The sequence below is a fragment of the Paenibacillus sp. FSL H8-0332 genome, from assembly GCF_037963835.1.
Classification (GTDB): Bacteria; Bacillota; Bacilli; order Paenibacillales; family Paenibacillaceae; genus Paenibacillus_AQ; species Paenibacillus_AQ rhizoplanae.
Genome location: NZ_CP150145.1, coordinates 6,315,992 through 6,334,654, shown reverse-complemented (window position 1 = coordinate 6,334,654; position 18,663 = coordinate 6,315,992). Strand labels below are relative to the sequence as shown.

Below are 18,663 nucleotides of genomic sequence, written 5' to 3'. Positions count from 1 at the left end.
TTACCAGCACTCTATACAGCACTGCACAGGCATTGCACAGGAGGAGAGAACAGGGATGACTTCAATACTTCCTCACGGAGGAACACTGATCCGGCGTATAGCAAGCGGAGAAGAGAGAGAAGAACTGCTGAAGCAAGCTTCAGCCCAGCAATCGATTGCCCTTAATACTTGGACTTTATCGGATCTGGATCTGATCGGTGTAGGAGCATTCTCGCCGCTGACCGGATTCTTGAACGAAGAGGATTATCACTCGGTAGTAAGCAACATGCGCCTGGCTGATGGGACCGTATGGAGTATACCGGTTACGTTGGCGGTGGGTGATGATCTGGCTGCAACTCTTGCAGTGGGAGACAGAGTTACACTTACGGGTGAAGACGACGGTGTTATCTACGGTCTGCTGGATATTGAAAGTATTTATACTGTAGATCAGCAGGTTGAGGCACACAATGTGTTCCGGACAACTGACCCGGCGCATCCCGGAGTCAGCAAGCTGCTGTCCCGGCCGGCAACGTATATAGGCGGACCTATAACGGTACTGAACCGTCCGCAGCCGGAGAAGTTCGCTGAATTCTATTTTGACCCCGCCGAGACCCGACAGATCTTCGCAGATAAGGGTTGGAGAACGGTTGTAGGCTTTCAGACGCGTAATCCGGTACATCGGGCCCATGAGTATATCCAGAAGTGCGCTATGGAGGTTGTAGACGCTCTTTTCCTGAACCCGCTGGTGGGGGAGACCAAATCGGACGATGTTCCGGCCAATGTGCGGATGAAGAGTTATCTCGCGCTGCTGGAGAATTATTATCCGGAGAACCGTACCTTCCTTGGCGTCTTCCCGGCAGCGATGCGTTATGCAGGTCCCCGTGAAGCCATCTTCCATGCCATGGTGCGCAAGAATTACGGTTGTACACACTTTATTGTCGGGCGTGATCACGCAGGTGTGGGAGACTACTACGGTACGTATGAAGCGCAGGAGATCTTTGCTAACTTCACCGCTGAGGAGCTTGGGATTACACCGTTATTCTTCGAGCACAGCTTCTTCTGTGTGAAATGCGGGAATATGGCCTCCAGCAAAACCTGCCCGCACCCGGCTGACCAGCACTTGACGCTCTCGGGTACGAAGGTACGGGCGCTGCTGCGTGACGGACACTGCCCGCCTCCTGAATTCACGCGCCCTGAGGTGGCGCAGATTCTGATTGAAGGTATGTCACCGGAAGTCTCTGTAAAGTCCTAAACAGCCAGTACTATTTGGCCCTCTTGTCCCATATAGATGAGTAGAATCTATCGGGACGAGGGGGTCTTTGTTATGTCAGGAGGGCAGAAGCATAAAGTCTCGGTCTGGATCTCTTGGCGCGGGATCAAAAAAAGCTTCTTAGGCGCTGTACTGCTCGCTGTGATGATCGGTATCATCGCCTACGACATGCCGACTGCCAAGACGGTCAATTATTGGAGCCTGCCGCTCTCCGGCAAAGTCATTGCCATTGATGCAGGTCACGGGGGGCCGGATGGGGGAGCGGTAAGCCGGTCAGGCCTGATTGAGAAGGATATCAATCTCTCCGTGTCGCTGTACTTGCGCGATTATCTGCAGCAGGCTGGGGCGATTGTGGTGATGACCCGTGAAGGGGATTATGATCTGGCCCAGGACAGCACCAAGGGGTACGCAAGGCGTAAGACAGAGGATCTGAAGCAGCGGGTGCGGAGTATTGAAGAGAAGGGGGCCGATCTGTTTGTCAGCGTACATATGAACAGTATTCCTTCCAACCGCTGGAGCGGGGCGCAGACCTTCTATTATCCGAGCAACGAGAGGAACAAGGCGTTGGCCGGGCTGGTACAGGATGAACTTCGGGCTACGCTTGAGAATACGGACCGTGTGGCGAAGACAGCGAACACCATTTATTTGTTAAAAGTACTAAAAATGCCGTCCGTGCTCGTTGAGGTAGGCTTCCTGTCACATCCCCAGGAGTCCCTGCTCCTTGGGGATGATCTGTACCAGCGGAAGGTGGCAACCAGCATCTACCGGGGCATCCTGCGATACAGCTCCGAGCAGCCATAGAGGCATAGGGTGGGACTACTCTTCCGTCAGGGGGTAATGCTATAATGGGTACAAATACCGGGGCTTACCACCGGATAGGAACAGAGGTGCTTTCCATGCAGACCAGGGAACAAATTCAGGAACTTTTACAGCCGCTTACAGACCCGGAATCCGGAAAAAGCCTGATCGAACTACAGTTAATCCGCGATATCATGATCAAAGAGGACCGTATTTCGTTATCCATCGTATGTCTGGATTCAGATGAGAAGAAGCGGATGGAGCTGGAACAGCAGGTTCGTGATCTCCTTACGGAGGGTGGGGCAGAGCAGATTCATATTCGTCTGCGTGATGCTACCGATTATGAACGGGCTATTCTTCGCGGAGAGGGCGGGGGAGACGAGCCGGATTCAGATCAAGGGGAGAAGCTCAAAGGGCACGCAGCGGGCCTTGAGGGGCATGAGCTGATTAATGAGAACTCAGGGGTGAACTTCATCGCAATTGCCAGCGGCAAGGGCGGGGTCGGGAAATCAACAGTAACCGTGAATCTGGCGGTGGCACTGGCCCGCAAGGGCAAGAGAGTCGGCCTGATTGATGCAGATATTTACGGCTTCAGTATCCCGGATATGATGGGGATTGAAGAGGGACCGGTCGTTGATGAAGGAACTATTATTCCGGTAGAACGTTTTGGAGTGAAGGTCATGTCCATGGGCTTCTTTATCCGTGAGAATAGTCCGGTGATCTGGAGAGGGCCGATGCTGGGCAAAATGCTGCGCCAGTTCTTCGCCGATGTGGGTTGGGGCGAGCTTGATTATCTGCTGCTGGATCTGCCTCCAGGTACGGGCGATGTGGCCCTTGATGTCCACCAGATGCTGCCGCACAGCAAGGAGATCATTGTCACTACCCCTCATGCTACGGCTGCCTTTGTGGCGGCGAGAGCGGGCTCTATGGCTCTGCAGACCGAGCATGAAATCCTTGGGGTCATCGAGAACATGGCTTATTATGAGTGCTCCTCCTGCGGCAAAAAGGATTATATCTTCGGACGCGGCGGTGGAGCCCGTCTGGCTGAAACGCTGCATACAGAGCTGCTGGCCCAGGTGCCGCTGGGTGCACCGGATAACCATATCTCCGAGCCGGACTTCTCACCGTCGGTCTATAAGGCGGACACGGCTACCGGAATATTGTTCGCAGACATTGCAGACAAGCTGATTGCCAAATACGAGCAATAAGTAACATTCCGCGATGCGCATGTAAAAATAAGGCCTGCCCCATTCCTGGGGCAAGGCCTTATTTGAATTACGAACCAGATCCTGAACCGGAATCGTCGCCGCCTTCCTGCTTTTCTCCACCGCCTTCTTTTTCCTCCCCGCCGCCTTCGCCTTTCCCTGCATCCTTTTTCTCAACCTTGGGCTGCAGCTCATCCTGAACTACACTTTTGAGCAGAGTAAGGACTTCCATACGGAACAGCGGATTTTGCATAGCCTCCTGCATAATGGTCATGGACTGCTTGCGGTAATCCGGAGTCTTGGTAAGATCGAGGAACATTTTCATCATTTCGGGCGATTTCATGATTTCTCCAACAGACTTCTGATAAGTCGGGTCCTTGATCAATTGAAGATGTAATTCCTTGCTCTCTTTATTAATCGCTTTGGCAAAATCCCCGGCAAATTGCGGGTCGGTCATGATTTTTTCGATTTCCTTCTGATACTCGGGTGCTGTGAGGGTATCCTTAACGGCGATCCGGACCTGCTCTGTCGTCTGCATAGGCATCATTTTCATGCTTACTCCGCCACTGCCGCCGCCACCCTCATCTGAGCTGGGGGTAGACAGGGCTTCCTCTACTGCCTTTTTACCTTCGTCGCTCTTCAATATATCTACAACCATCGTCTTCATTTCCTTATATCCGCCCTGTCCACCGGAAGAAGAACTGCTCTGTTCGCCTCCGCAGGCGGTTAACGTGATCGCCAAGCCGAGTGCCAAGCCTCCAGACCATAGAGCCCTCCATTTCATTGGCGCTGCCCTCCTTTATTAGAATCAATGATTGTAGTATGCCGCCCGCAGGTACATTTATGTTGAAGTGTAATGGTTTTTTGACGGTAACCTTGGTAAAATAAATCTGACACGGGGAGGTGAAGGCGCTGAGCTTAAGAAAATGGTTTTATTTGTTCTGGACCACGCTTTTGATCGGTGCAGGCGGAGCCGTGATTGCCGGTCTTGCTCTGCAGATAGTGAATGGCGGAATTCAATTTAAAAGCACCGCCGACTTTTTCCTCTACGCCCTGATTCTTCTTGGGTACGGAGCGCTTGTAAGCGTATACGCCCAGCTCGGATTTTTTGCTTATCTGATTCTCAACTATACGGGCATCGGGGTGTTCCCGCGTAAGGCTTGGCGTTACATACAATTGGTGCTGGCTGTGCTAGCTCTGCTTGAGCTAATGTTCCTGCGCACCTTTGTCAGCGGAGACCGCAGCGTCCGATCGGATTTGACGCTGGGCCTGGCTATTCTGTTAACCGCACTTATTGTGTCCTGGTTCAAAATGCGCAGTACGAACGCTTCGGCCTGGGTCCCGACTTTTTTCTTCATGACAGCTATTACTATAGTGGAGATTATCGGCGTCCTGCGGATCGGGGTGGACAGCGCCACCATCTTTATTCTTGTACCGCTTGTCGCCTGTAATGCGTTCCAGATTCTGATGCTGCACCGTGTACTGAAGCCGGCCCCACACTAACAATAGCAATCGCGCCAAAACCCCGCCCCTCTGTATACAACCAGGGAGCGGGGTTTTGGCATTGCCTGTAGAGAGCGGTTAGAATGAAGATGAAGAGGTTAATCTTAAAGAACAGAGTGGAGGAGGGAATATATGAACATCAAGCGCTATATGATAAAAGACACAAGTGAAACACGCCTGAAGGACCTCGATCCAGATGAACGGGGAGACTTCAAATCCAAAGAAGAAGCCGAAGCCAAAATGGAGAAGTTGAAGGAACGGCTGGTCAAGCTGCAGGATATCCTTTTTGCACAAAAAAAGCACTCGCTGCTGGTCATCCTGCAAGGAATGGATTCAAGCGGAAAGGACGGAACCGTCAAACATATATTCTCCGGCATTAATCCGCAGGGGTTCATCGTAACCAGCTTCAAGAAGCCCTCACTGGAGGAGGAAGCACACGATTTCCTGTGGAGAGTCCATATGAAGACCCCGCCCAAAGGCTATATCGCCGCATTCAACCGTTCGCATTATGAGGATGTGCTGGTGCCCCGCGTGCATGACAGTCTCAGTAAAGAAGATGCCAAGCGCCGGTTCCGCTACATCCGCCAGTTCGAGGAAATGCTGGCGGAAGAGGGAACGACGGTCATTAAGCTCTTTCTGCATATCTCCAAGGAGAAGCAGCTGGAGAAGATTAAGGAGCGGCTTGACGATCCGGCGAAGCACTGGAAATTCGATGCCAGTGATCTGCAGGAACGCGAATACTGGGACGATTATCAAAAAGCGTATGAGGATGTTTTCCGGGAGAGCAGCATAGATAAGGCCCCGTGGTACTGGATTCCTGCAAATCACCGCTGGTACCGCAACTATCTGGCGCTCAAGATTGTGGTCAAAACCCTGGAGGGGCTTGACCTGAGCTACCCGAAGCTGAATACGCCGACGCCGGATATCTCTCAGCTGATCTCTCCGCGCCACTAATGCTAAATGTTATGCAGGGCTAAACGAGCTACAATCCTGCAGCATCTTCCAGGCCATCATCCAGCCATGCGGAATCGCGGACTTCCTTGCCGCTTGCACTGCTTTGGCTGATCAGCTCAGAGACGGTTACGAACTCATACCCCTGGCTGCGCAGCTTATCAATGATCTGAGGCAGGGCTTCATGCGTTTGTTTGCAGGAGTCGCTGGCATGCAGCAGCACAATATCTCCGGGATGGGCTTTGCTGGTTACACGGTTAACGATGTTATCCACACCTATGTTCTTCCAGTCCAGTGAGTCCGTGTCCCATTGAATGACTTTGTAGCCTAGATCGGTAGCCACCTGCAGGACTCTTTTGTCAAAATCACCGTTAGGCATTCTGATCAGGTTGGGCTGAGAACCGGTTAACTCCGTCAATACTGTATGGGCCGTACTGATCTGTGTGCGTATTTCATCATTGCTTAGCGTACTGTAGTTCACATGCTTGTGGCCGTGGCTGCCGATTTCGAACCCGGCGTCTTTGATGCTTGTAACAATCTCAGGATGGGTTTTGCTCCAAGGTGAGGACAGGAAGAATGTCGCTTTATCCACCTTTTTGTCTTCCAGCACCTTCAGAATCGGCTCGGGCCTTTTCTCTCCCCAGCTAATGTCGAAGGTTAAGGCAATCTGCTTCTTTTCCGTCGGAACACTGTAAATGGCAGAAGGGGCAGCTTCAGAGAATACAGTGATATTGCCCCTCTCCACATAGACAACGCCGGCGGTAAGAAGCGCAGCGGCAAAGATGTACAGGAACCGTTTGATCTTTTTGCCGCTAAATACATAAAAAGAATTCATAAAGTCAGCGCTCCTCTCCCATGCGAAATGCTTGTTTGTTCTAAATGTATGCTCGTACAGGGCGCTTATGACCTCAGATATGAATCAATCGATACGAATTGCAATTAGGCTGAGTCCAAATCAGGAGGTACGCATGTTATCTTTTAATACATTTATCAAGGATTTAAGGACAATTCACACAGCACTTCTATTGGCTACAGTACTGTTCATAGCAGGGGGAATCTTGGGATGGATCGGCACAGGAAGTCTGCAGCAGCTGCTGAATGAGCAATTGAAGGGGATCAGTAAGATTAGCGGGAACCTTAGAGAGTCGTCCAATCCGCAGTGGAGCTTTTTCGTATTCATTTTTCTGAACAATAGTATCAAAAGCGTAGTCATCATTTATCTGGGTGCCTTATTCGGCCTCTTACCCGCGTTCTTCCTGTTAATCAACGGTGCGGTTATCGGTTATCTGATTCATTTGTCCGCAATACAGGGACAGGATCTGTTCACGCTGATTGTAAAAGGACTGCTGCCGCATGGCATTATTGAGATTCCGGCCATCATTATTGCCTGCGCCTTTGGGCTGAAGTTCGGCAGCAAGGTGCTGTCTGCACTTTTGGGAGTAATGAAGCGGAGCAGGGCAGAGACGGTGAATTGGCAGGCCTTTATGCGGCAGACCTTCACCGCCTCTGTCTGGATCGTGATTCTGTTATTAGTTGCAGCAATCATCGAGAGCACAATTACATTTTGGCTTTTATCATAAAATCCCGGGGAATTGTGCATAACAGTAAAGCCGAAACATTTGAATCTGTATTATGGTTATAGATTCAGTACTCCGGTTAATTTAGTGTAAGCACTTCAATAAGAGCTTCCCACATCAAATGGCTTTTTTGAGTGAGATGAAATAGCGTTTGATGATTTTGGATAACTATGAATTTCATGAAGGAGGCCAGGCTTATGTTGGGAATGTTATTCAATGAGAAGGAATGTAAGGAACTGGACTATGTTTTGCGCAAAGAGCTGGATGAGATGCTACTGGATATGAGTGACCAGCGTTTAGATCAGAACATTAGGCATGCGATTGCCAATCGATATAAAACGGTTTTCCGTATGTATGCGCGTTTTGCTCCACAGAAAGAGCTGTCTAAGTATGCGTGGGGTGGACGTTCTTCGCAGTTCAAGCACTAGGTTTGGATGGGGCTGATAACCGGAATAAATAAAATGAATCGAATAGCTTGACGAAAAGGGAGCCGACATGATACATTATATCTCGCGCTCCTTTTGAATGTTTAAAGAGAAGACGCAGGCAAGAAATAATGAAAAATAACTTTTTCAAAAAAAAGCTTGCCAAACAACGAAACACTATGATATATTATGAAGGTCGCCGCTGAGATGCGGTGAAGAGCTAAAATGAGACATTGATCTTTGAAAACTGAACAACGAGTGAGTGGGAAATCGCTTCGGCGAGATCCAAAATGAGAGAATGTAACAATTCTCGTCAGATGTTTCAAAATGAGCAATCGCTCTTTCTAAATACCAATTTGGAGAGTTTGATCCTGGCTCAGGACGAACGCTGGCGGCATGCCTAATACATGCAAGTCGAGCGGAGTTATGATGGAGCTTGCTCCTGATTAACTTAGCGGCGGACGGGTGAGTAACACGTAGGCAACCTGCCCTCAAGACTGGGATAACTACCGGAAACGGTAGCTAATACCGGATAATTTCTTTCCTCTCCTGAAGAGAGAATGAAAGGCGGAGCAATCTGCTGCTTGGGGATGGGCCTGCGGCGCATTAGCTAGTTGGTGGGGTAACGGCTCACCAAGGCGACGATGCGTAGCCGACCTGAGAGGGTGAACGGCCACACTGGGACTGAGACACGGCCCAGACTCCTACGGGAGGCAGCAGTAGGGAATCTTCCGCAATGGGCGCAAGCCTGACGGAGCAATGCCGCGTGAGTGATGAAGGTTTTCGGATCGTAAAGCTCTGTTGCCAGGGAAGAACGTCCGGTAGAGTAACTGCTGCCGGAGTGACGGTACCTGAGAAGAAAGCCCCGGCTAACTACGTGCCAGCAGCCGCGGTAATACGTAGGGGGCAAGCGTTGTCCGGAATTATTGGGCGTAAAGCGCGCGCAGGCGGTCATTTAAGTCTGGTGTTTAAACCTTGGGCTCAACCTGAGGTCGCACTGGAAACTGGGTGACTTGAGTACAGAAGAGGAAAGTGGAATTCCACGTGTAGCGGTGAAATGCGTAGATATGTGGAGGAACACCAGTGGCGAAGGCGACTTTCTGGGCTGTAACTGACGCTGAGGCGCGAAAGCGTGGGGAGCAAACAGGATTAGATACCCTGGTAGTCCACGCCGTAAACGATGAGTGCTAGGTGTTAGGGGTTTCGATACCCTTGGTGCCGAAGTTAACACAGTAAGCACTCCGCCTGGGGAGTACGGTCGCAAGACTGAAACTCAAAGGAATTGACGGGGACCCGCACAAGCAGTGGAGTATGTGGTTTAATTCGAAGCAACGCGAAGAACCTTACCAGGTCTTGACATCCAACTAACGAAGCAGAGATGCATCAGGTGCCCTTCGGGGAAAGTTGAGACAGGTGGTGCATGGTTGTCGTCAGCTCGTGTCGTGAGATGTTGGGTTAAGTCCCGCAACGAGCGCAACCCTTGACTTTAGTTGCCAGCAGGTTGAGCTGGGCACTCTAGAGTGACTGCCGGTGACAAACCGGAGGAAGGTGGGGATGACGTCAAATCATCATGCCCCTTATGACCTGGGCTACACACGTACTACAATGGCCGGTACAACGGGAAGCGAAGCCGCGAGGTGGAGCCAATCCCAGCAAAGCCGGTCTCAGTTCGGATTGCAGGCTGCAACTCGCCTGCATGAAGTCGGAATTGCTAGTAATCGCGGATCAGCATGCCGCGGTGAATACGTTCCCGGGTCTTGTACACACCGCCCGTCACACCACGAGAGTTTACAACACCCGAAGTCGGTGGGGTAACCCGCAAGGGAGCCAGCCGCCGAAGGTGGGGTAGATGATTGGGGTGAAGTCGTAACAAGGTAGCCGTATCGGAAGGTGCGGCTGGATCACCTCCTTTCTATGGAGAATCGTTTCCTGCAACGGAAACATTCAAATCGGAAGCTAAAGCTTCCACAATAGAACCTTTGGGTTCGAACACTCACTCGTGTTCAGTTTTGAAAGAGCAAGTCTCTTTCGTATGCGTTTGGTGGCGATAGCGGAGGGGTTCCACACGTACCCATCCCGAACACGACCGTTAAGCCCTCCAGCGCCGATGGTACTTGGACCGAAGGGTCCTGGGAGAGTAGGACGCCGCCAAGCGAACAATCAATTCATTGATTGCTTCACTACTGTATGTTTTGTTATATGGGCTTTTAGCTCAGTTGGTTAGAGCGCACCTCTGATAAGGGTGAGGTCGGTGGTTCGAGTCCACCAAGGCCCACCATATAACACTTCAATTGAATACTTACTTTGGGGCCATAGCTCAGCTGGGAGAGCGCCTGCCTTGCAAGCAGGAGGTCAGCGGTTCGATCCCGCTTGGCTCCACCAATTATTCTTTACAACAGTATATGCACATTGTCTGTTATTCCGAACATCACAGCCGTGATTGTTTCACAATAACAGCATCTTGATCCTTGAAAACTGGATACCGAAATGAATTTGCGTTTTAGAACATCTTTTAGCTGAAACTTGTGTAAACAAGTTGAAATAGTTATTAGTTGCTACTAAGCGAAGGTTTTCGATTGTGCGAACAAGCGAAATACCGGAGCGTTGGTTAAGCTACTAAGAGCACACGGAGGATGCCTAGGCACCAGGAGCCGACGAAGGACGTGGCGAACAACGAAACTGCCTCGGGGAGCTGTAAGCAAGCTTTGATCCGGGGGTGTCCGAATGGGGAAACCCAGCTGTGGTAATTCGCAGTTACTCGTATCTGAATACATAGGATACGCAGAGGCAGACCAGGGGAACTGAAACATCTAAGTACCCTGAGGAAGAGAAAACAATAGTGATTCCGTCAGTAGCGGCGAGCGAACGCGGAACAGCCTAAACCAAGGGGCTTGCCTCTTGGGGTTGTGGGACGTCTCACATGGAGTTACAAAGGAATATGGTAGGCGAAGAGGTCTGGAAAGGCCCGCGATAGAGGTAAAAGCCCTGTAGCCTAAACTGTGTTCTCTCCGAGACGGATCCCGAGTAGTGCGGGGCACGTGAAACCCCGTATGAATCCAGCAGGACCATCTGCTAAGGCTAAATACTACCTGGCGACCGATAGTGAAACAGTACCGTGAGGGAAAGGTGAAAAGCACCCCGGAAGGGGAGTGAAATAGAACCTGAAACCGTGTGCTTACAAAAAGTCAGAGCCCTTTCTATGGGTGATGGCGTGCCTTTTGTAGAATGAACCGGCGAGTTACGTTTAACATGCAAGGTTAAGGTGAGAAGCCGGAGCCGCAGCGAAAGCGAGTCTGAATAGGGCGATTTAGTATGTGGACGTAGACCCGAAACCGTGTGATCTACCCCTGTCCAGGGTGAAGGTGCGGTAACACGCACTGGAGGCCCGAACCCACGCATGTTGAAAAATGCGGGGATGAGGTGGGGGTAGCGGAGAAATTCCAATCGAACTCGGAGATAGCTGGTTCTCCCCGAAATAGCTTTAGGGCTAGCCTCGGTGAATGGAGTCGTGGAGGTAGAGCACTGATTGGGTGCGGGGCCCGCAAGGGTTACCAAGCTCAGTCAAACTCCGAATGCCATGTACTTCTTGCCGGGAGTCAGACAGTGAGTGCTAAGATCCATTGTCAAAAGGGAAACAGCCCAGACCATCAGCTAAGGTCCCCAAGTGTGTGTTAAGTGGGAAAGGATGTGGAGTTGCACAGACAACCAGGATGTTGGCTTAGAAGCAGCCACCATTGAAAGAGTGCGTAATAGCTCACTGGTCGAGTGACTCTGCGCCGAAAATGTAACGGGGCTAAACACACCACCGAAGCTATGGCTAGATGCTTTGCATCTGGGGTAGGGGAGCGTTGTATGTAGGTTGAAGGTGTACCGTAAGGAGCGCTGGACAGCATACAAGTGAGAATGCCGGTATGAGTAACGAAAAGATCAGTGAGAATCTGATCCGCCGAAAGCCCAAGGTTTCCTGAGGAAGGCTCGTCCGCTCAGGGTAAGTCGGGACCTAAGGCGAGGCCGAAAGGCGTAGTCGAAGGACAACAGTTTGAAATTACTGTACCACCGTAATCCGCTATGAGCGATGGGGTGACGCAGGAGGGTAGTGACGCGGACTGATGGATATGTCCGTCTAAGCAGTGAGGCTGGTGTGTAGGCAAATCCGCACACTACTAAGGCCAGGCTGTGATGGGGAGCGAAAATTACAGTAGCGAAGGTCATGATCTCACACTGCCAAGAAAAGCCTCTAGCCAGGAGAAGGTGCCCGTACCGCAAACCGACACAGGTAGGCGAGAAGAGAATTCTAAGGCGCGCGGAAGAACTCTCGTTAAGGAACTCGGCAAAATGACCTCGTAACTTCGGGAGAAGAGGTGCCTCGGTAGGGTGAATAGCCCGAGGGGGCCGCAGTGAAAAGGCCCAAGCGACTGTTTAGCAAAAACACAGGTCTGTGCGAAGCCGTAAGGCGAAGTATACGGGCTGACGCCTGCCCGGTGCTGGAAGGTTAAGGGGAGTGGTTAGGGGTAACCCGAAGCTGTGAACCGAAGCCCCAGTAAACGGCGGCCGTAACTATAACGGTCCTAAGGTAGCGAAATTCCTTGTCAGGTAAATTCTGACCCGCACGAATGGCGTAACGACTTGGGCGCTGTCTCAACGAGAGATCCGGTGAAATTTTAATACCTGTGAAGATGCAGGTTACCCGCGACAAGACGGAAAGACCCCATGGAGCTTTACTGCAGCTTGATATTGAATTTGGGTACGATCTGTACAGGATAGGTGGGAGCCGGTGAGGCAGGAGCGCAAGCTTCTGCGGAGGCGCCGTTGGGATACCACCCTGATCGTATCTAGGTTCTAACCTGGTGCCCTAATCGGGTACGGGGACCGTGTCAGGCGGGCAGTTTGACTGGGGCGGTCGCCTCCTAAAGAGTAACGGAGGCGTTCAAAGGTTCCCTCAGAATGGTTGGAAATCATTCGCAGAGTGCAAAGGCATAAGGGAGCTTGACTGCGAGACCTACAAGTCGAGCAGGGACGAAAGTCGGACTTAGTGATCCGGTGGTACCGCATGGAAGGGCCATCGCTCAACGGATAAAAGCTACCCTGGGGATAACAGGCTTATCTCCCCCAAGAGTCCACATCGACGGGGAGGTTTGGCACCTCGATGTCGGCTCATCGCATCCTGGGGCTGAAGTAGGTCCCAAGGGTTGGGCTGTTCGCCCATTAAAGCGGTACGCGAGCTGGGTTCAGAACGTCGTGAGACAGTTCGGTCCCTATCTGTCGTGGGCGCAGGAAATTTGAGAGGAGCTGTCCTTAGTACGAGAGGACCGGGATGGACGTACCGCTGGTGCATCAGTTGTTCCGCCAGGAGCATGGCTGAGTAGCTACGTACGGACGGGATAAGCGCTGAAAGCATCTAAGCGTGAAGCCCCCCTCAAGATGAGATTTCCCAGTATGTAAGACCCCTTGAAGACGACGAGGTAGATAGGTTGGAGGTGGAAGTGCAGCAATGCATGGAGCTGACCAATACTAATCGGTCGAGGGCTTATCCAAATTTCTAACACGCAGATTCATTTCGGATTCAGTTTTCAGGAATCAAATTCCTGAAGCATTTACGCTGTAAATGCCCGTTTGGTGGCGATAGCGGAGGGGTTCCACACGTACCCATCCCGAACACGACCGTTAAGCCCTCCAGCGCCGATGGTACTTGGACCGAAGGGTCCTGGGAGAGTAGGACGTTGCCAAGCGGACAATATTCCCTGATAGCTCAGTTGGTAGAGCACTCGACTGTTAATCGAGTTGTCACAGGTTCGAGTCCTGTTCGGGGAGCCATGCTCTCATAGCTCAGCAGGTAGAGTGCTTCCATGGTAAGGAAGAGGTCACCGGTTCGAATCCGGTTGAGAGCTCCACAAATTTATTAAGGCCCGTTGGTCAAGGGGTTAAGACACCTCCCTTTCACGGAGGTAACATGGGTTCGAATCCCATACGGGTCACCATTACTAATCAGCACCCTAATTAGTCACCATACATATGGAGGCTTAGCTCAGCTGGGAGAGCATCTGCCTTACAAGCAGAGGGTCGGGGGTTCGAACCCCTCAGCCTCCACCATAATGTTCTTGATATTTCAGGGAGATTGTGGGCATTATATAGGTATCTATTGTAGGGGATTCGCCAAGTGGTAAGGCAACGGACTCTGACTCCGTCATCATAGGTTCGAATCCTATATCCCCTGCCAATTATGAGCCATTAGCTCAGTTGGTAGAGCACCTGACTTTTAATCAGGGTGTCGAAGGTTCGAATCCTTCATGGCTCACTTTTATTTGATTCATGCGCGTGTGGCGGAATGGCAGACGCACCAGACTTAGGATCTGGCGTCGTAAGACGTGGGGGTTCAAGTCCCTTCACGCGCACCACTTATTTGCGGACGTGGCTCAGCGGTAGAGCATCGCCTTGCCAAGGCGAGGGTCGCGGGTTCGATTCCCGTCGTCCGCTCCAAAATTTTTGCGCCCTTAGCTCAGCTGGATAGAGCGTTTGACTACGAATCAAAAGGCCGGGAGTTCGAATCTCTCAGGGCGCACCATTATTTTTTAGAAGAGTTTCTTGTATTAACGGGATGTAGCTCAGCTTGGTAGAGCACCTGGTTTGGGACCAGGGGGTCGCATGTTCAAATCGTGTCATCCCGATATTTCATTTCACCTGTGCGGGTGTAGTTCAATGGTAGAACTTCAGCCTTCCAAGCTGATAGCGTGGGTTCGATTCCCATCACCCGCTCCATATTAAATTTCATAGTTTCGGGATGTAGCTCAGCTTGGTAGAGCACCTGGTTTGGGACCAGGGGGTCGCATGTTCAAATCGTGTCATCCCGATCGAACAGCTTATGGCTGGCCAACGAACTCTTACTGCGGTAAGAGTTTTTTGTTGCGTCATTAAAGGAACATACGTTCCTTTAATCGTCTAAAAAAAAGACAACCTCAGCCGGGATGCCAATTCTTGCATAATAGCTCTGTACCGATTCATCCTGCTCAATGGCAGTGCCGACCGATAGCAGCTTGACCGCGAATAGGTTAGCCTGCCGTTCCAGCTTGCCTGGTGAGAAATAAGAATTCTCCTCCAGAAAAAAACGGTTGACCCCTTTGTGCAGACGGTCATGCGCGAGTTCATGTGCGCATACGAATCGTTGCCACTCCAGCGGCAGCTGGTTATGGATGACGATGAACCTTCTTCTTAGCTTACGGTAGTAGAGGCCCTTGGTGCCGTCACCCAGATGCATGAACCGGATATGAATCCCTAGTGCTTCAGCCAGTTCGAAGGGGCTGCTGGTATTGTATTTTTTGACCAAACGCTTGATTAGCTCATCCATATTCTTCACCCGCAGCATGTTAATAGTAGTTGGAATGCCTGGTACTTACTCTTTACCTGGATGGTGCTTAGGCTTGGTCCGCTTATTCATCTGCTTAGCCTCCCAGAACAAGCCGGTTAATACGTCCTTGATCCGCTGTTTATCTTCCTTGTTCAGGGGAATCCCGTCAAACATCAGCTCACCATCATCCTCCAGCATTTGCCGGAAGTCCCGCTTATCCTTGCTGGTGGCCCAGGCAGGCACAGAGCCCTCTGTACTGCCCTCAGTCTCGGTTAAATAACCAGCATGGCCCATTAGCTCCTCGTAAGACACATCGGTCGCTTCAGCAATCTTGCGCAGTGTAGCCGGTTTGGGGACACCCCGTAATCCATTCTCGATCCGTGAGATCTGGGCTCCACTGATACCGGCAAGCGCTGCCAGCTGATTAATGGTCAATCCCTTTCCTTCCCGAAGCTGTCTCAGATAGTATCCGAATTCCTCTGCCATCGATAACCACTCCTTATCCCTAATCACCTAAAAAGCTGTTGTACTTACTATAAGCTATTTATGCCAATAGGTAAACAATAAAGAGTCTAATATTGCCAAAAGGTAAGAATAGACTTGCATATAGCTTGTTTATGCTGCAAAACGGGCCAAAATGAGGTTTTACTGAATTGGTAGATAAGTGGTATATTGTGAAAAAAGGCGAACAGTATACGAACAAGTAGAATTTTAACACATTTGGCCGGAAAGGTCCGCAACAAAGTTCTTAAATCTGTATAACATCTAAGGAGTGGTATAAATGATGATGATTATATCTTCGCTGCCCGAGCTTGACCGCCGCCGGACTCAGGTCACTATAGAGAATATGCTGGAGAAATATCGGATTTTCAAATCTGTCACGTTCGAGGCTAAAGAGGCCGGGATTACGTACTCCTACACGGAGCGGTTCCATGGCGCGACTAATACGGTTACCGATCAGACAGCAGCAATTGCCACGCATAATGTAGATGTGCCTGCTGCAAGACGGGCGTACTGTGCTGTGATTGATTCGGTTGTAGAGCGGCTTACCCAGAGGGAACAACAACTGGTGCGGGAGAGATACATGCGCAGAGAGGAGAGCTACGACTACACGATATACAATCATGTGTTCGATCCTCCGGTGAGCAAGGATACTTATGTGAAAATAAGGTCGAAGGCGTTCTATAAGATGGCGCTGGCGCTCGCTGATCTGCAGCTGTTGTCTCTGGCTACGCTCACGAAAACCCCGGCTGGCGGGAATGGATCTAAGGGGCCGAAATCCTTTTGACAACATGCAACTACCATATATAAATGAGAAGGCCGTATTGCCCGCTGGGGTGATGCGGCTTTTTTGTTGGACGGGAACCGCCTTTTACCATCCCTTTTACCACCGGAAGTTATCGTTAACTCATCTGTAATAGCGCCTGCGCAAGGTCTCAAGGGGTCTATGATTATAACATGGCAAATGAAGCAGAAGGACACCGCAGGAGCATGAATGCTCCACATCATCGAAGCCTACGACAGGCCGGCAGACAAGCGCGGTGAAAGCTCCTTCGGTCTTTGCCCGGTACAAGACGGGTCCTATTCTTCCCGAATCGAACCCGTGGGTGACTTCAAGTAAGGCAGGAGGGATTACCACATCTAATCATGAGAGGAATGAAATCATGACAGTACAACAACTACGGGGGAATATCACTGCTGCGCTGGGGCAGTTTTTCCCGGATATTCCTGTCTATGTGGAAGGGGATAAGCCGCAGTCAGCTTACTTCAGGCTGGAGCTGCTCTCGGCAACCTACGACAGGCAGCGTGAAGGCAGATACATGGCGGTCTACCGCTTCGGTATCCGCTATGAGCAAGGAAGTCTGCTGGACGCAGAGGCTATGGCTGACGGGCTTTGTGAGGCACTGGACGCAAGAGAAAGTGTTAATCCCGCTTATCGGGTGGTGCGCCAGTCCTGGGTAGCCGGAGCAGAGGGACGGGGGGCGCTGTTCACCGTGGACTTTATGCTCTATCTTCAGAAGCAGAAGCAGCCGGAGGAAGAGGCAGAGCTGATGGGACACTTCACGGAAGGGGCGCGGCTGAAATGAGTTCTAAGGAAATGACGGCAAGTGAGCGGGAACGCGGCAGCGGGGGACCGGATGCTTTTGGAAAGAAGCAGATGATGAACTCCGCTCTGTTTGCGCCGCGGGAAAAGGATGTACTGGAGGTAGTTCTGCAAGAGAACGGGAGCTACACCTTGGAAGAGGCTAAGCATTTGATGGAGCTGTATCTAAATAAGGAGGTTATCTAATGGCTGGAGGAACATGGACAACACAAAACAAGGTGCGTCCGGGGGTATACGTAAATGTAGCCTCAAACGGCATTGTGGCAGGTAAAATGGGGGAACGCGGTACGGCTGCTTTGGCGCTTGCACTGCCTTGGGGGCCCGCGGGCGTCATTCTGAAGCTTACGGCTCAGGATGATTTTCAGCAAAAGCTGGGCTATGATCTGACGGCTGCAGAGCTGCTGCCGGTGCGAGAGGTGCTGAAGCGGGCAGGCACACTGCTGCTCTACCGTCTGAATCAGGGTGTGAAGGCTGCTGTGACCAATAACGGAGTTCAGGCGACTGCGCTGTATGGCGGGGAACGAGGGAATGCGCTTAAGGTTGTGATCGAGAAAAATATCGATGACAGCACTCAGTTCGATGTCCGGACGCTGCTGGAGGGTAGTGAGGTGGACAAGCAGACGGTAGGCGCTGCTTCCAGCCTGGCTGCGAATGCTTATGTAGAATTTAAGCCTAGTGAATCCGGTGCGCTGACGGTGACAGCCGGGTTGCCGCTCTCAGGCGGTGCGAATGGAACAGTCACAAATGCGGAGCATAGTGCGTTCTTGTCGGCGCTGGAGGTTCAGGATTTCCAGACGGTAGGTCTGGTATCGCAGGATAACACGCTGAAGTCCCTGTATAGCGCCTATGTGAAGCGTCTGCGTAATACGGAAGGCAAGAAGGTGCAGGCGGTCTTGTCCGATTATGCTACGGCTGACCATGAAGGCATCATCAGTGTGGCGAACGGCGTTATTTTGAGTGATGGAACGGTAGTGGATAAAGCTCATGCCGTGGCTTGGGTTGCCGGTGCTACTGCCGCTGCTGCGGTGAACGAATCCCTAACTTATCAGGCCTATGACGATGCTGTAGACGCAGATGTGCGCTTCAGCCATTCCGAGACGGTAGAAGCACTTACAGATGGAGAGCTGCTGTTCACCTATAGCGGAGGCCGGGCAGTAGTGGAGCAGGACATTAACACGTTCACTTCCTTCTCCACAGACAAAGGCAAGGCCTTCTCCAAGAACCGCGTGCTGCGTGTGCTGGATGGGATCGCTGGTGATTTGAAGCGGATTTTTGAGAGCTACTTCATTGGCAAATTGCCGAATAATGAGGACGGGCGCGCGCTCTTCTGGTCACAGTGCGTCACTTATATGAATGATCTGCAGAACCTCGGGGCGATTGAGAACTTCAATGCGCAAAGCGACATTGTGGTGACTCCCGGAGCGGACAGTGACAGCGTAGTGCTGGAGGTAGCGGTGAAGCCGGTGGATTCCGTAGAAAAAGTATATATGAAAGTGAAGGTGGTCTAAG

The 18,663-nt window shown here is 51.3% G+C and carries 15 protein-coding genes, 14 tRNA genes and 4 rRNA genes; 29 read left to right on the top strand and 4 right to left on the bottom strand.

The features are described from left to right. The first annotated feature begins 55 nt into the window (after window positions 1–55). The 3 genes from sat to NST43_RS27470 all read left to right on the top strand — a co-directional run bounded on the left by sat (window position 56) and on the right by NST43_RS27470 (window position 3,255). Window positions 56–1,231 (top strand): sulfate adenylyltransferase, encoded by a 1,176-nt coding sequence (gene sat / locus NST43_RS27480; protein WP_339220521.1) that lies wholly within the window; start codon window positions 56–58, stop codon window positions 1,229–1,231. Window positions 1,232–1,303: 72 nt separating this feature from the next. After that, window positions 1,304–2,050, top strand: a complete 747-nt coding sequence (cwlD, locus tag NST43_RS27475) for an N-acetylmuramoyl-L-alanine amidase CwlD (protein WP_339220519.1) — start codon at window positions 1,304–1,306, stop codon at window positions 2,048–2,050. 95 nt (window positions 2,051–2,145) lie between these two features. After that, a complete protein-coding gene (locus NST43_RS27470) occupies window positions 2,146–3,255 on the top strand; it encodes an Mrp/NBP35 family ATP-binding protein (RefSeq protein WP_209994349.1) in 1,110 nt (369 codons plus the stop codon). A gap of 67 nt (window positions 3,256–3,322) precedes the next feature. Here the strand turns inward: NST43_RS27470 and gerD are convergent, their stop codons facing one another. Then, the gene (gerD, locus tag NST43_RS27465) at window positions 3,323–4,036 is read right to left on the bottom strand and encodes a spore germination lipoprotein GerD (protein WP_339220517.1); all 714 of its coding nucleotides are present in this window, start codon (window positions 4,034–4,036) and stop codon (window positions 3,323–3,325) included. 128 nt (window positions 4,037–4,164) lie between these two features. Here gerD and NST43_RS27460 point away from each other — a divergent pair, with 128 nt between their 5' ends. Beyond that, window positions 4,165–4,755, top strand: a complete 591-nt coding sequence (locus NST43_RS27460) for a KinB-signaling pathway activation protein (RefSeq protein ID WP_339225541.1) — start codon at window positions 4,165–4,167, stop codon at window positions 4,753–4,755. Window positions 4,756–4,887: 132 nt separating this feature from the next. Then, a complete protein-coding gene (locus tag NST43_RS27455; protein ID WP_209994345.1) occupies window positions 4,888–5,709 on the top strand; it encodes a PPK2 family polyphosphate kinase in 822 nt (273 codons plus the stop codon). A gap of 28 nt (window positions 5,710–5,737) precedes the next feature. Here the strand turns inward: NST43_RS27455 and pdaB are convergent, their stop codons facing one another. After that, window positions 5,738–6,541 (bottom strand): polysaccharide deacetylase family sporulation protein PdaB, encoded by an 804-nt coding sequence (gene pdaB / locus NST43_RS27450; protein ID WP_339220514.1) that lies wholly within the window; start codon window positions 6,539–6,541, stop codon window positions 5,738–5,740. Window positions 6,542–6,620: 79 nt separating this feature from the next. Between pdaB and NST43_RS27445 the strand changes: the two genes are divergently transcribed. The 20 genes from NST43_RS27445 (at window position 6,621) to NST43_RS27350 (ending at window position 14,556) form a co-directional block, all read left to right on the top strand. After that, a complete protein-coding gene (locus NST43_RS27445; protein WP_339220512.1) occupies window positions 6,621–7,286 on the top strand; it encodes a stage II sporulation protein M in 666 nt (221 codons plus the stop codon). A gap of 194 nt (window positions 7,287–7,480) precedes the next feature. Next, window positions 7,481–7,711 (top strand): hypothetical protein, encoded by a 231-nt coding sequence (locus tag NST43_RS27440; protein WP_036692450.1) that lies wholly within the window; start codon window positions 7,481–7,483, stop codon window positions 7,709–7,711. A 350-nt stretch (window positions 7,712–8,061) separates the two neighbouring features. Further along, a 16S ribosomal RNA gene (locus NST43_RS27435) occupies window positions 8,062–9,620 on the top strand. Between the two features lie 125 nt (window positions 9,621–9,745). Next, window positions 9,746–9,862 (top strand): 5S ribosomal RNA (gene rrf / locus NST43_RS27430). Between the two features lie 47 nt (window positions 9,863–9,909). Next, window positions 9,910–9,986 (top strand) — tRNA-Ile (locus tag NST43_RS27425). A gap of 28 nt (window positions 9,987–10,014) precedes the next feature. Beyond that, a tRNA-Ala gene (locus NST43_RS27420) sits at window positions 10,015–10,090 on the top strand. A gap of 224 nt (window positions 10,091–10,314) precedes the next feature. Further along, window positions 10,315–13,243 (top strand): 23S ribosomal RNA (locus NST43_RS27415). Window positions 13,244–13,320: 77 nt separating this feature from the next. Next, window positions 13,321–13,437: ribosomal RNA gene (rrf, locus tag NST43_RS27410) — 5S ribosomal RNA — on the top strand. The 16S, 23S and 5S rRNA genes sit together here with 14 tRNA genes alongside, the layout of an rRNA operon. A gap of 9 nt (window positions 13,438–13,446) precedes the next feature. Then, window positions 13,447–13,522 (top strand) — tRNA-Asn (locus NST43_RS27405). A gap of 1 nt (window position 13,523) precedes the next feature. After that, a tRNA-Thr gene (locus tag NST43_RS27400) sits at window positions 13,524–13,599 on the top strand. A 12-nt stretch (window positions 13,600–13,611) separates the two neighbouring features. Further along, window positions 13,612–13,686 (top strand) — tRNA-Glu (locus tag NST43_RS27395). 36 nt (window positions 13,687–13,722) lie between these two features. Further along, window positions 13,723–13,798: transfer RNA gene (locus NST43_RS27390), tRNA-Val, on the top strand. 53 nt (window positions 13,799–13,851) lie between these two features. Next, window positions 13,852–13,925: transfer RNA gene (locus NST43_RS27385), tRNA-Gln, on the top strand. Between the two features lie 5 nt (window positions 13,926–13,930). Beyond that, a tRNA-Lys gene (locus NST43_RS27380) sits at window positions 13,931–14,003 on the top strand. 16 nt (window positions 14,004–14,019) lie between these two features. After that, window positions 14,020–14,103, top strand: a tRNA-Leu gene (locus NST43_RS27375). Window positions 14,104–14,110: 7 nt separating this feature from the next. Continuing rightward, window positions 14,111–14,185, top strand: a tRNA-Gly gene (locus NST43_RS27370). An 8-nt stretch (window positions 14,186–14,193) separates the two neighbouring features. Beyond that, a tRNA-Arg gene (locus NST43_RS27365) sits at window positions 14,194–14,270 on the top strand. Between the two features lie 29 nt (window positions 14,271–14,299). Beyond that, window positions 14,300–14,373 (top strand) — tRNA-Pro (locus NST43_RS27360). A 17-nt stretch (window positions 14,374–14,390) separates the two neighbouring features. Continuing rightward, window positions 14,391–14,464 (top strand) — tRNA-Gly (locus NST43_RS27355). 18 nt (window positions 14,465–14,482) lie between these two features. Next, window positions 14,483–14,556, top strand: a tRNA-Pro gene (locus NST43_RS27350). A gap of 80 nt (window positions 14,557–14,636) precedes the next feature. Here the strand turns inward: NST43_RS27350 and NST43_RS27345 are convergent. Together NST43_RS27345 and NST43_RS27340 are read right to left on the bottom strand one after the other, a co-directional pair. After that, window positions 14,637–15,050 (bottom strand): ImmA/IrrE family metallo-endopeptidase, encoded by a 414-nt coding sequence (locus NST43_RS27345; RefSeq protein ID WP_209991896.1) that lies wholly within the window; start codon window positions 15,048–15,050, stop codon window positions 14,637–14,639. Window positions 15,051–15,095: 45 nt separating this feature from the next. Then, the gene (locus NST43_RS27340; RefSeq protein ID WP_209991737.1) at window positions 15,096–15,536 is read right to left on the bottom strand and encodes a helix-turn-helix domain-containing protein; all 441 of its coding nucleotides are present in this window, start codon (window positions 15,534–15,536) and stop codon (window positions 15,096–15,098) included. 304 nt (window positions 15,537–15,840) lie between these two features. Between NST43_RS27340 and NST43_RS27335 the strand changes: the two genes are divergently transcribed. The 4 genes from NST43_RS27335 to NST43_RS27320 all read left to right on the top strand — a co-directional run bounded on the left by NST43_RS27335 (window position 15,841) and on the right by NST43_RS27320 (window position 18,662). Continuing rightward, window positions 15,841–16,338, top strand: a complete 498-nt coding sequence (locus NST43_RS27335; RefSeq protein WP_209991897.1) for an ArpU family phage packaging/lysis transcriptional regulator — start codon at window positions 15,841–15,843, stop codon at window positions 16,336–16,338. A 376-nt stretch (window positions 16,339–16,714) separates the two neighbouring features. Next, window positions 16,715–17,137: a DUF6838 family protein gene (locus NST43_RS27330; protein WP_339220509.1), complete on the top strand. Its 423-nt coding sequence runs from the start codon at window positions 16,715–16,717 to the stop codon at window positions 17,135–17,137. After that, on the top strand, window positions 17,134–17,340 hold the full coding sequence (locus NST43_RS27325) for a hypothetical protein (protein ID WP_339220508.1): 207 nt from the start codon (window positions 17,134–17,136) through the stop codon (window positions 17,338–17,340). Before NST43_RS27330 ends, NST43_RS27325 begins: the two co-directional genes overlap by 4 nt. Beyond that, on the top strand, window positions 17,340–18,662 hold the full coding sequence (locus NST43_RS27320) for a phage tail sheath family protein (protein ID WP_339220506.1): 1,323 nt from the start codon (window positions 17,340–17,342) through the stop codon (window positions 18,660–18,662). Before NST43_RS27325 ends, NST43_RS27320 begins: the two co-directional genes overlap by 1 nt. Window position 18,663 lies beyond the last annotated feature (1 nt).